Raw genomic sequence first — 12,375 nt, forward strand, 5'->3', positions numbered from 1 at the left:
CATCCAATATTCTATATTTTATATAAATGGACGAAACATTTGATCGTGAAAAAATTATAGATTGTATGTTTGATCCAGTCACGTCTTCTATTTTAGCAGAAATGGAGGATGGTGAAAAAGAATGCTTCTATTTGGCACAGCAGGCATCTGTATCTGAATCTGAAGTTCTTGAGAGACTATCTTATCTAATTGAACATGGATTCGTTTCCAAAAACTCTGATGATGGAAAATGTTTACTGATTGCCAATTCTGATAAACTTGGCAGTATTATAGAACATGGTGAAAATTTTGACGCAGCCATTAATGGACTTGAAAAAATGGATAGCTATCTAAACTGAGCTTTTTCTATTTTTGATTAGATATATCCCAATTACAGCTAATCCTGTCATGCCAATCATTATCAGGGCTGTGGAAATTATAGACATGATGAATTTTTTGTAAGGATCAGGAAGTGGTCCGATTGCACCTGCCACATAAATTTCATCATCACTTGAACTTTCAATTTGTAATTTGTAAGTGCCAGTATCTAGTACATCAAACTCCTCTTCAATAGTATCCTTATCAATTTGTTGAGAAATAATTTCGATATCTGATGGATCTAATACTTTAACAGAAAATGTGTTTTCTCTAAAATCCATCACTTGAATTGCAAAAATACCAATTGGAGTTTTCTCTCTGTCAAAATCGTTTGAAACAGTTATTTTTTCTGTTATGCTAACTATGCCATTCTCTTGATTTATCCCCTCCAAGGTAATCTGATTTTCAAATATTGATACTACTAATCCTGATACGATGAATAATCCTAAAACAACAATGATTAATCCTGATTTTTGCACAGATTGAATCCTGTTTTCTTTAGTTTAAACCTAATTTTTTCCAAATTTTTAGGTCTTTTGCATCAAAGTTAGATAAGGCTAAAAAAGTTAGCTTAGGGTAAATTTAAATAAAGATTTCATCTATTGTTAAGTGTCCTGAAAATCACTAGATCCACTATTATGGTATGCTTACTTTTGCTTGTAATTGGAGTTTCCACAATCATGGTATTCCCAATTTTTTCGAATGCTCAATCCGAACAAAAAACATTCGTTACACATTCAGGAGTTATTGTAAGGACATCTGGGGAAATTATTGATCCTCTTTACACTGTATCTACTGTGGATTTTGATCCTGATAAGTTTTTGAGAAATTTTGAGTATGGTGTAGTTTCTTATTCTGAAACTGGTCAAACTATCAGAGATTACACGATAATTGCTGAAGATGACAAAATCCAAGAAATCTCTCCCGGAGTTTTTTATAATGTTTGGACTTTTAATGGAACCGTTCCGGGACCCACTATTAGAGCTACTGAGGGAGATCTTGTTAGAATTCATTTCATAAATAACGGCTCAAAATCACACACTATGCATTTTCATGGAATTCATAGATCTGAAATGGACGGTGTTTTTGAAATTGTCGGTGGTGGAGGGGGAAAATTTACCTATGAATTTGAGGCGGGACCTGTCGGTGTACATCCATACCATTGTCATGTGATGCCATTAGAAGAACACATTGTTCATGGATTGTATGGTGTTTTTATTGTAGACCCTAAAGAAGGCAGGGCACTTGCTGATGAGATGGTGATGGTTCTAAATGGATTTGATACTGATTTTGATGCAGAAAATAATTTTTATGCTGCAAACACCATACCTTTTTACTATCAACACCATCCAATTCAAATCAACACTGGTGAATTAATTCGAATTTATGTTGTAAATATGGTGGAATTTGATCCTGTTAATAATTTCCATCTTCACGGAAATTTGTATCAATACTATCCAACAGGAACTGATCTAGTCCCCTCGTTCTATACTGATATGATAACTTTATCACAAACTGAACGTGGAATAATGGAATTTCAATATGATTTTCCAGGAAAATACCTATTTCATGCTCATAAAGTTGAATTCTCTGAAAAGGGATGGCTTGGATTGTTTCTAGTCAAAAATAATTCAAAATCTGAGGTAAACAATGGAAACTAACAAAAAAACATCAAGAAATAAGATGATTGTAAGTGGAATTGTACCATTTATTTTTATTATTTTGATGATGGCCTATATTTTTGGTCCTGGTGCCGATTTACTTGATCTAGGAGTCCCTCTTCCTGAAATCACTATAGAAAAAGTAGACTTTGTTAAATCGGAGATTCATGTAACTGTTAGAAATACTGGTCCTATCCCTGTTCAGATTTCTATGGCTGATGTTAATGATAGAATTCAACCAGCAGCGATAGAACCTGATAAATTTTTAGAACGATATGAAACAGCACTAGTTAGAATACCCTTTGAATGGAATGAAGCAGAACCCTACATAATTGGCCTAACTACCGATGATGGAGTAAGATTTGAAAAACAAATTAATGCTGCAGCAACTGCTTTACAACCAAATATTGAATTTGTGGCTTTCTTTGCAATAATTGGAACTTATGTTGGTGTAATTCCTGTTATGATTGGATTACTTTGGTTACCGTTTATCAAAAAAATCTCAAAAAGTAAATATCATTTCTTTTTAGCTTTAACTACCGGTCTTTTGCTTTTCCTTGGGATTGATTCTGTTAAAGAGGCATTTGATGTTTCTTCTGAAAATCTAAGTGGCAGTTTTAATGGTGAGTTGTTAATTGCAACAACTCTTGTCTTATCGTTTCTTGGTTTGTATTATGCCTCTGAAAAATTAACTGGAAAAGCAGATTCATTAAAAATTTCAAAACCTGTTGCAATTGGTTTGATGATTGCAATAGGAATTGGATTACATAATTTTGGAGAAGGTCTTGCAATTGGTGCAGCTATTGGTCTTGGTTCGATCGCATTTAGTACATTTTTGATTATCGGATTTGCTCTTCACAATACAACTGAAGGCTTAGCAATTGCAGCTCCACTATCTCGTGGAAAATTAATGGTTGGAAAATTAATAATGCTGGGAATGATTGCCGGTGTTCCTGCCATTTTTGGTGGTTGGGTTGGGGGATTTGCATATTCGCCATTTTCTGCAGTAATCTTTCTTTCAATTGGAGCAGGAGCAATTTTTCAGGTAATTGTAATTATTTTAAAATGGATTAGAGAGGAAGGGGAAAAAAATCTATCCAGTGCATCAGTTGTTTCTGGATTTGCTATTGGTATGTTGATTATGTATGCTACAAGTATTCTAATTTAATCAAATCGGTTCTGGATGTATTGTAATTACGGCATCTTGAATTTCTGTTCTGATGACATGTTCTATCTCAGATGTCAAATCATGAACTTTTTCAATTGATAATTCCTTGTCAAATGAACAATCAATATCTATTTTCAAAATATTTTCAAAATTTAGTGAAACTATTCGTCCAATTTTTTTGATTTGTTCGTATTTTTCTAAGATAACTCTGATTTTTCTTTCAGTCTCCCTGTCTCTTATGTTAAAATTTTCTGGTACATTTAGGAATGGTTCCAGATGAATTGTCACATGCTCAATATCTGGAATGCTTCTTTGGATTTTTTCCTCAACCATCTCAGAAATTTTATGTGCAGAGTATAGGTTGATTTCCCTATCCACCATGACATGTAAGTTAGCAAATATTTTACCTCTTGAATTATGTGTGATGACGTTGTGAACTCCTTTCACTCCATCTACACTTTTTGCAATGTCTAGAATTTTTGCATCAAGTGGAACATTTTCCCAACTTGGTTCAAAGTGTATTGTAATTGCTGCATTTGGAATTTTATTTATGATGTTTTTTTCCACACTACTGCTGATTTCATGAGCATTTTCAAAACTTGTATCACCTCTAAGCGAAATTGTAACATCTGCGAAGATTGTATCTCCTGATCTTCTCATGAGTATAGCTTGTGCATCTACTACACCATCTGTGTTTTTAACAATCTCTTTTACCTTTTTTACTATTTCTGGAGAGATAATGTCCGTAAGATCTTGGGCAGTTTTGTAAATTAGTTTTATACTCAAAATAACTAATAGTACTCCTAAAATCAACGCGGCAATGAAATCACCACTGTAAAATCCATATGTCACAAAAACAATCCCTCCTATTGCAACTAGTGTGGAACCCAAGTCCATAAACGCATGATAAAAATCTGCTTTGAGGGTATTTCCTCCAATTTTTTTAATCGATCTTCGCAATAAAATTATTCTAAAAATATCAATACCAATAGTATACACACCGGCAATAATTGCAAAAATTCCTGGAAGAATACTTGGATGTGGACTTTGTAATCTGTGAATTGATTCGTAAATAAAAAATATTGCAATCAGAAAAATTGCAATTCCTCCAATTAATCCTCCTAATGATTCAACTTTCCCATGTCCGTATGTATGTTCTTCATCTGGAGGCTTAATTGCCAGTCTTGCAGCTAAAAGAAGTACAATTGTTACAACACTATCTAATAATGCATGAATACTATCTGTGATAAGACCCAAACTATTTGATGCTAATCCAAAAACAAATTCTACTACAAATGCAGAAAATATGGCTACAAGTGATATTCCTAAAACACGTGATCTCTGAACAAACATTTCTTCTAACTGTTGATTTAATCATGTATTACAACTATTCTAAAGAGAAATCATACGACAAGATTATTTGTGATGAAAGGGGTTTTTTGTATATTGAAGAATATTCATCTCTTTTTAGCACTATTTTTCACGCTTTCATTAGTTCCAATTCTTCAGGCAGATGCAACTAGCAATCCTAACTTGTATGTATCTGCAGAAAATTCCAAATTTGATAATCGTTTCTCAGGTTCCATGGTGATCGAAGTAGTAATTCGTGATCCTAATCTTCAAGATACTGATCAGGGAAAGGGAGAACCTGACGTTACACTTAATGGAAAATCGCTTAGAATGGTTCAAGCTACTGATGGAAATTGGTATGCATATTTTGCCAATGTTGACAAGGCAAAAATTGCTGATTCTACAGTTGGATTACCTGGTAAAGGTTTAGACTTTGGAGTTTTTTGTAGTAGAGATTCTTCGGTATTTGGGATTTCTCTTTCTGAAACAGATGGATTTGCAATTCCGCATTCATCTGGAATTTCAGGCTCTACCAATGGTAACTCGCAATTTTCTCAATGTACTGGAACTTTATCGTCTTCTACTAGCCTGAATAATGTCGTAAGGAATGCGAAGGCCATTAATACAAATTCTAAGATTTCACCTGGGCAAATTGGTTTAGATCCTGATGCATGGCCATTAATTCAATTATATTCTTTTAATGATGTGATAATCCAATACAATCCTGCTGGAAATCCTCAAAGTGTAAGTCTGGATTATGATGATAGTAATAATATCTCAATGTATATTGATCGAGATTTATATCCACAAAATTCAGAAGTATTTCTAACTCTCAATGATTTTCAATTAAATCAAGATCCAACAGATGAAGATTCATGGACATTTAATGTTAATTCAACATCATCAACATTTTATCAGGCCTTTGATAGTACTGGTAGTGATTCTGCAAATGGCGGATCTGGATTGGTAAACTTGATTCCATCACTTTCAAATTTGGGGTTTGAGGACAATGGAAAATTATTTTTCAATTTAGGTAGTGTTATGGAATTAAATTCTAATGATGAACAACCAAATACTTTTGTAAGTAATGGTGCAAATACTTTTTCTCAAATTATAACTTTGGTTGAAAATGGTCCTAACTCTGGCATCTTTGATAATGTAGATGACAATGATGATTCAATTGTAAAAATCTTAAATGATGCACCAAGAGGACAAACAGGGCGGATCGAATATGATCAAAAATCTATATCTGTTTTAACTGGATTTTCTTCAGCATCTGTATCTGTAAATAAGCCTACCTTAACAATAGGTTCAGATTCTAAACCTATGAATCCTGGTACTGAGTATCCTGTCATCTTAATAGATCCTGATCAAAATCTGAACACAAATGCACGAGATGATTTGGATGTATTTAGGGAAACAGCAATCATTCCTACAATCACCATAGGAAATCCTGTTACTTTAGAGCATGCTCAAAATGCCATATTTTACACCTCATACCCTCCATTTACTGGTGCTGATCCTGCAAATTCCTCTGTTCCTGACTCTAATTCTGACAGGTTGGAAATTGATACGTCTACAGTTGCAAACGGTTCGTACGAAGCAATTTCCTTTAGTTTAGGAATTACATCTTCTACTCTATCATCTGTTTTACTAGATGTTTCTGAATCTGACACCTCTGGCACAAATTGGATTAATTATGATTTGAGATCCTTTGAAAATGATTATGGAATTTCTGACTTTAGTGATACTACTTTTACTCTATATTTTGGATCTCTTACAGGTCCTTCAATAACTATAGTTGATGCAGGAGATATCTCATCATCGTATGGATTTATTCAAATTGATGATTCAGATGTGGCAGATATTTCTGATGAGAGTGGAACCGTCTTTCTTGTAATTGATTTTAACCCTTCAGGTATGTTATCTATTTCTAATGAAACAAATGATCAACCCATCGTAATCGATTTTTTTCTTTTGGATTACAAAATGATGAAAGTATAAACAATTCCATCTATCGTTTTGAGCTCGAAGAAACTTTGGATAATTCTTCTACTTTTAAGGGAACTTTTGAATATGCAGTGACAAATCAATTGAATATACTAGATCCTAATTTCATTCAAACTATTAAGACAATTGGCGATGAAATTAAAATTATTGTTACGAATAGATTGATTGATGAAAAAGGAATTGCCCTCTCTTACTCTGATCTTGATGAAGTGGGTGTGATTACTCCAACTTCATCAAAATCTGACATACTTACAAACTCTGGTGTCATATCTACAAGTTCTCCATCATTTCGTTTTGGTCAACCAGTAACATTTACTTTGAAAGATCCTGATCTGAATCTGAAAAATGATCTAATTGATATCTATTATGTTATCAATGATCCTAATTCTCCTAATGTAGATACTGTAGGTAAAGATGGAAATATTTTGTTGGAAATCTTAATCAAGGATATTCGATACAAACGTTGCACAGTTAATGGAGTTGAGTATGGAGGTTTGGGTGATACTGGTTTTACACTAGTAGAAACTGGACCTAGCACCGGAATTTTTACAGGTGTTTTCAAAATGCCATCTCAAATGTGCGATAAATCTGGTACCAAATTAATCTCCACTGCAGGTGGTAGTCTTGATGCAAAATACCATGATTCTCGTGATGAATTTGGCAATCCTAATGTCTTTACATTGTCTCGAAATAAATTGACATCATCTTTTTCAACACAACCAACTTTGAGCACAACCAATATTTCTAAACCTCTCTCTGGAGATACAGAGAGCATAATACTTTCTGGCAGTATTACAAATCACAAAAGAGGAATGCCATTAACCATTACTCTGACAGGACCTGATGGAAAAATTCAGAGTTTTGGGGCCTCTTTGACAAATAGCGGAGGATACAAAACAGTCTTTACAATTAATGAAAATTCACTTACAGGAACATACAAAATAAAACTTTCACATGCTGGATTTGATGTCGGAACTGTTTCATTTATGGTCATGTCTCCTGAAATCCCTAATTGGGTAAAAACTAACGCTAAATCGTGGTCCTCCTCAATTCTCTCTGATTCTGAATTTGTTGATAGTGTAGATTATTTAATAGAAAAAGGAATCATTTCATTATCGCCATCTGACCATAGTCCGATCTCTGATAGGATGGTTCCTGCATGGTTAAAAAATAATGCAAAATGGTGGAGTGATGATAAAATATCTGATCAAGATTTTATAAAATCAATCCAATTCTTGATCAAAAAAGGCATAATTAGAGTATAATCTGGTCAATTTTTATTTCGTTGAAAATATAAATACTCACAAACCTGATTCAAATTGAAAATGAGGCTTATGGGATTTCTAGCATTTGTATTGTTATCAATTTCAATTCTCTCTTATGGAATAAGTGGTGTTGTCTTCGCAACTAGTGATCCAAATCCTGCATTGTCTGTGTCTTCTGATACTGAGATTTATTCAAATGGTGCAACTGTGAAGATCACTGGTAGCATTAAAGATTATGATGCAGCAATGAATTCTGGAAAAGCAATTACTTTCATTTTAAAATCCCCTGAGAATAACCTTGTAACTATTGGACAATTTACTCCAAAGTCTGACGGTACTTTTGAACATACATTTGTTGCTGGTGGACCACTATGGAAATTAAATGGCGATTATACTCTTGAATTACATCATGGTGCAGATAAATCCCAAATCACAATTAATTATGTAGGTGGAGAACAAGTAATTACTAAACCAAAACCACCAGTTGTTACTGAACCAGAACCACCAGTTGTTACTGAACCAGAACCACCAGTTGTTACTGAACCAGAACCAGAACCAGAACCAGAACCACAACCAACATGTGGAGCAGGCACTGAACTAGTAAATGGTATTTGTCAAGTGATAAAAACTGAAAAACCTGACTCTAAAGGTGGTGGCTGTTTAATTGCAACTGCAGCATATGGAACTGAGTTAGCACCACAAGTTCAATTCCTAAGAGAGATTCGAGATAACACTGTAATGAGTACTACAACTGGTACAGCATTTATGAGTGGATTCAACCAATTATACTATTCATTCTCACCAACAATTGCTGACATGGAAAGAGAAAATCCAATATTCCAAGAAGTAGTTAGAGCATTCATCACTCCAATGATCTCAACATTGTCTATTATGACATTAGCTGATGATGGTTCAGAAGTTGAAGTGTTAGGATTGGGTATTTCTGTAATCGCACTTAATTTGGGAATGTATATTGCAGCACCTGCATTAATTGGATTCAAAGTTCACAATCATATCAAATCTAGAAAATAATCCAATTTCTATAATAGGTTATTATACTGAAAGCAATTAATTCATTTTATGCATACAGAGTATGAAGAATTTGATTCAATTGAAGATCTTTTGATGTATATGACATCAGCAGCTCCTCCAATGAAAAATACTATGCCAATAAATTCTTACAAAGGTTTTGTATTGTCATTTATTCCACTTAGTCCTGCTACAGGCGAAACTTATCTAATGCTTTATGCAAAGGGTTCATTGGATCCTGGAATTTATGAATTTGATGTAAAATCAAAGTCTTACAAAAAAGTTGAAAGTATTGAAAGAGCGGATAAAGTATATTTCATATCTCTAACGCCAAAACGAAATACTATCGCTGATGTTGCGATTCAAAATCTATAATTTCTTTGTTTGAATTTTTGGTGCAGTTACTGATCTGCTTCTAGCGTACTTGTCAATGATCTCATCAGGTGTTCTTCCATTGAATAGATCCTTGCATAATCCTCGTAAATATCTCATAATTGCCCAAGTACCTGCTTTGAGAATTCCATACATGAATACCTTCATTGGTGGTCCATATGTCTTATTTCTAAGTATGATTGGAATGATGTCATTGATCACACGCAAATTGTTTTCCCAACATTTCCAAAATAGTGTAAATTGTGCCTCATTCAGGTTTCCAAAGTGCATTGAATTTTTCTCACTAAAGTCTTGATAAAGCAACGGTGCAACTAGACCTCTGAAATCCATTTCTCTAAAATCGCTCATCATATCAATAGTATACTGAATATCATCTGGTGTTTCATCTGGCCAACCAATAATTATTGTTGCAGCTGGGAACCAGTGATTTTCATTTAAAATCTTTGCACCTTCTCTTACAACACTTCCCCATTCTTCAGGTGCAAATGGTTTAGTTTTTACACCTAAGTGTTTTTTTACCATTGCTGGTGCGACTGTCTCTATTCCCAAATTAGTTGCTAACCACCTTCCTGTTTTATCTTGTTCATTGACATGTGAGATTTGTTGCATTAATGTAGGATCAGCGGCAACTGCTGAAAACGTCATATGTGTTGTTCCAATAAAGTTGGCTCCTAGTCCTTTGAGTCCTTTCCATAAATCTACTATGGCATCTCTATTTGGGATAAAATCTCTATTATCACATCCATAAAGTAACATTTCATCTGAATGCAGCCAAACTGAATCAAATCCATAGTCTAAGTTAATTTTTGCTTCATGTTGTAATCTATCTAGTGGAAGATCTTTCTTTGATCTTTTGTTTACATCACAAAAGTCACAACCTCTTCCACAACCTCTCATTGCTTCTATTAGCGAATTAATTGTTGGCCCTTCAATTATTGGTATGTTCTCAAGATTTCTAACAAAACAATGCATCAATTCTGGAGCATCATTTTTCTCTAAATCTTGGAACAAGTCTACAGCTAACTCATCTGCTTCACCGACAACAACTGTATCAATTCCGTGTATTTTCATTCTATCTGATTTAGCTAGCTCCCATGCTCCATTACCTCCAACCACTACTTTGAAGTCATGTTTCTTTTTGAGTTGAATGATGCTTGCACACATTTTTTTAAATTTCATTGCAACATATGATAATTTTTCAGGTGACATTGTTGTTGTAACTGGAGCCATTCCCAATGGATCCATCACATTAATTCCAACAACTTTGGTATCTGGACCAATTGATTTATGCAACATTTCAGGATGTGCAAGAAACACATCTTCTCTTTTGTATCCGCCTTGAAGCAACGAACTCTCGATTCTTCTTAATCCTACTTGAGCTACCTTAACTTGTCCTGTAATTGGATCTGTTTCTACTGAGGGACAAAAAACCTTGTCAAAAACCCATTCTGGAAGAACCTCGTATGGTCCACATGCAATAAATCCGTAAAGAAAATTACCTCTATAATTTGTCATCAAACTACGATCCGCAGTAAGTACAATACGCTTCCCAGCCAATTACCAGACTTTCTTAAAGTATGTTATATATCATTTACGAGAATAATGACTCTGTTTTTTAAATTCTATTTTGATTTCTTTGCTCTATTTGCAATGTTTGCTGCAATTCCACCAGCTGCAATTCCGTTGTCTATATTTACAACTGACAATCCTAACGAGCAACTTTGAAGCATTGAAGCAAGTGCTGCTATACCTTTTCCACCATACCCGTAACCTGCAGATGTTGGAATTCCTATGATTGGGATGTCTACCATGGTAGATACTAGAGTAGCTAAAGCTCCTTCCATCCCTGCTGCAACGATAATACAATCCACATCTTCCTTTATCATTTTTTTCAAAACTGGAAAAATTCTTTGTATGCCTGCAACACCTACATCATAACTTGTTATGCATCTACAATTCATTGCCTCGCACATCAATCTTGATTCTTCAGCAACCCCGATATCTGATGTACCTGCAGTTAAAATTCCAACTTTTCCTCCATGAAATTTAATTGGTTTTTTAAATAATAATAACGACGATGAATTTTTCCCAATTTCTATTTTGACTTTTAATTTCTTTGAAAAAGTTATGATCTTTTGATAATCTTTTTTCTTAATTCTTGAAATGATTACTGAATTTGTTTTTTCCAGAGTTTTCTCAATGATTTTTTTAATTTCCTCTAATTCTTTTGTTTCAGCAAAAATTACTTCTGGAATGCCTCTCCTTTTTCTTCGATTAATGTCTATTTTGGCAAATTCTTCTATTTCCTCAATTGAGTATAGTGAAAGAAGCTTCTTTGCATTCTTAACCGAAGTTTTTCCTGCCTTTAATGACTCCAGAATTTCTTGAATTTCCAATGATGATTTTTCTCTACTATGATAAAAAAATGCTTAGATCTCTATACCTGAGATAGCATCTTTGACACTCTTAACTGCCTTATCAAATACTTGTCTTTCCTCATCATTTAGGTCTAATTCGATGATCTTCTCTACTCCTTTCTTGCCGATGATTGCTGGGACTCCGATTGTCACATCTGAGTGACCGTATTCACCATCAAGATATGTTGCAACTGGAATTACTTGTTTTCTATCTCTTACTATTGATTCAACAATTGCAGAAATTGCATTTCCTGGAGCATGAACTGTTGCACCTTTTAATTCTATGACTTTTGCTGCAACTTGTTTTGTATTTTGAATCAACTCATCTAATTTTTCTTTTGGAAGAAATGATGATAATGGAATTCCTGATACTGATGAAAATCTTGGTAGCGGTAACATATTTTCACCATGTTCTCCAATTACTAATGCTCTGATAGAATCACGCGAGTGACCTGTTGCTTCATGAATGAATTGTCTAAATCTTGATAAATCTAGCATTCCACCCATTCCAAAAACTCTACTTCTGTCAAATCCTGATACTTTGTAAGTAATGTATGCCATTGGATCTAATGGATTTGTAACTGGGATGATCATAGAGTTATCTGCATATTTTTTAATATTTTCAACTACGCTTTTTACAATTGATGCATTAATTTTCAAGAGATCCATTCTTGTCATTCCTGGTTTTCTTCCAGAACCTGCAACCACTACAACAACATTTTGAT

The 12,375-nt window shown here is 34.1% G+C and carries 12 protein-coding genes; 7 read left to right on the forward strand and 5 right to left on the reverse strand.

What is annotated here, in order from left to right:
- Positions 1 to 26 precede the first annotated feature (26 nt).
- Positions 27 to 338, forward strand: a complete 312-nt coding sequence (locus BD31_RS07945) for a hypothetical protein (protein ID WP_008300944.1) — start codon at positions 27 to 29, stop codon at positions 336 to 338.
- Here the strand turns inward: BD31_RS07945 and BD31_RS07950 are convergent.
- The gene (locus BD31_RS07950; RefSeq protein ID WP_008300986.1) at positions 330 to 836 is read right to left on the reverse strand and encodes a hypothetical protein; all 507 of its coding nucleotides are present in this window, start codon (positions 834 to 836) and stop codon (positions 330 to 332) included. The genes BD31_RS07945 and BD31_RS07950 overlap by 9 nt on opposite strands.
- A gap of 159 nt (positions 837 to 995) precedes the next feature.
- On the opposite strand from BD31_RS07950, the gene BD31_RS07955 reads away from it, so the two are divergent.
- Positions 996 to 2,018: a multicopper oxidase domain-containing protein gene (locus tag BD31_RS07955; protein ID WP_008300970.1), complete on the forward strand. Its 1,023-nt coding sequence runs from the start codon at positions 996 to 998 to the stop codon at positions 2,016 to 2,018.
- On the forward strand, positions 2,008 to 3,186 hold the full coding sequence (locus tag BD31_RS07960; RefSeq protein WP_008300975.1) for a ZIP family metal transporter: 1,179 nt from the start codon (positions 2,008 to 2,010) through the stop codon (positions 3,184 to 3,186). Before BD31_RS07955 ends, BD31_RS07960 begins: the two co-directional genes overlap by 11 nt.
- On the opposite strand, the gene BD31_RS07965 is transcribed toward BD31_RS07960, so the two are convergent.
- Complete coding sequence (locus BD31_RS07965) at positions 3,187 to 4,539, reverse strand: cation diffusion facilitator family transporter (RefSeq protein WP_008300966.1); 1,353 nt, start codon at positions 4,537 to 4,539, stop codon at positions 3,187 to 3,189.
- Positions 4,540 to 4,632: 93 nt separating this feature from the next.
- Here BD31_RS07965 and BD31_RS10805 point away from each other — a divergent pair, with 93 nt between their 5' ends.
- From BD31_RS10805 to BD31_RS07980, 4 genes are all read left to right on the forward strand, one after another.
- Positions 4,633 to 6,540, forward strand: coding sequence for a hypothetical protein (locus tag BD31_RS10805; protein ID WP_008300947.1), 1,908 nt, complete (start codon positions 4,633 to 4,635; stop codon positions 6,538 to 6,540).
- Between the two features lie 35 nt (positions 6,541 to 6,575).
- Complete coding sequence (locus BD31_RS10810) at positions 6,576 to 7,811, forward strand: hypothetical protein (RefSeq protein ID WP_008300977.1); 1,236 nt, start codon at positions 6,576 to 6,578, stop codon at positions 7,809 to 7,811.
- Between the two features lie 69 nt (positions 7,812 to 7,880).
- A complete protein-coding gene (locus BD31_RS07975) occupies positions 7,881 to 8,843 on the forward strand; it encodes a CFI-box-CTERM domain-containing protein (RefSeq protein WP_008300988.1) in 963 nt (320 codons plus the stop codon).
- Positions 8,844 to 8,891: 48 nt separating this feature from the next.
- Positions 8,892 to 9,215, forward strand: coding sequence for a hypothetical protein (locus tag BD31_RS07980; RefSeq protein WP_008300990.1), 324 nt, complete (start codon positions 8,892 to 8,894; stop codon positions 9,213 to 9,215).
- On the opposite strand, the gene BD31_RS07985 is transcribed toward BD31_RS07980, so the two are convergent.
- From BD31_RS07985 to BD31_RS07995, 3 genes are all read right to left on the reverse strand, one after another.
- Positions 9,210 to 10,790, reverse strand: coding sequence for a B12-binding domain-containing radical SAM protein (locus BD31_RS07985; RefSeq protein WP_008300931.1), 1,581 nt, complete (start codon positions 10,788 to 10,790; stop codon positions 9,210 to 9,212). The two genes, BD31_RS07980 and BD31_RS07985, sit on opposite strands and share 6 nt — an antisense overlap.
- Before the next feature lie 65 nt (positions 10,791 to 10,855).
- Positions 10,856 to 11,629 (reverse strand): nickel pincer cofactor biosynthesis protein LarB, encoded by a 774-nt coding sequence (gene larB, locus BD31_RS07990; protein WP_008300940.1) that lies wholly within the window; start codon positions 11,627 to 11,629, stop codon positions 10,856 to 10,858.
- Positions 11,630 to 11,662: 33 nt separating this feature from the next.
- Positions 11,663 to 12,375: malate dehydrogenase (locus BD31_RS07995; RefSeq protein WP_008300946.1), on the reverse strand; the 713-nt coding region annotated here is incomplete at its 5' end.

The organism is Candidatus Nitrosopumilus salarius BD31, assembly GCF_000242875.2.
Classification (GTDB): Archaea; Thermoproteota; Nitrososphaeria; order Nitrososphaerales; family Nitrosopumilaceae; genus Nitrosopumilus; species Nitrosopumilus salarius.

Excerpts from the sequence above, each read along its gene's own strand:
- BD31_RS07975 (WP_008300988.1), top strand. The coding sequence starts at position 7,881 with ATGGGATTTCTAGCATTTGTATTGTTATCAATTTCAATTCTCTCTTAT.
- BD31_RS07980 (WP_008300990.1), top strand. The coding sequence starts at position 8,892 with ATGCATACAGAGTATGAAGAATTTGATTCAATTGAAGATCTTTTGATG.
- BD31_RS07960 (WP_008300975.1), top strand. The coding sequence starts at position 2,008 with ATGGAAACTAACAAAAAAACATCAAGAAATAAGATGATTGTAAGTGGA.
- BD31_RS07945 (WP_008300944.1), top strand. The coding sequence starts at position 27 with ATGGACGAAACATTTGATCGTGAAAAAATTATAGATTGTATGTTTGAT.
- BD31_RS07955 (WP_008300970.1), top strand. The coding sequence starts at position 996 with ATGGTATGCTTACTTTTGCTTGTAATTGGAGTTTCCACAATCATGGTA.
- BD31_RS07965 (WP_008300966.1), bottom strand. The coding sequence starts at position 4,539 with ATGTTTGTTCAGAGATCACGTGTTTTAGGAATATCACTTGTAGCCATA.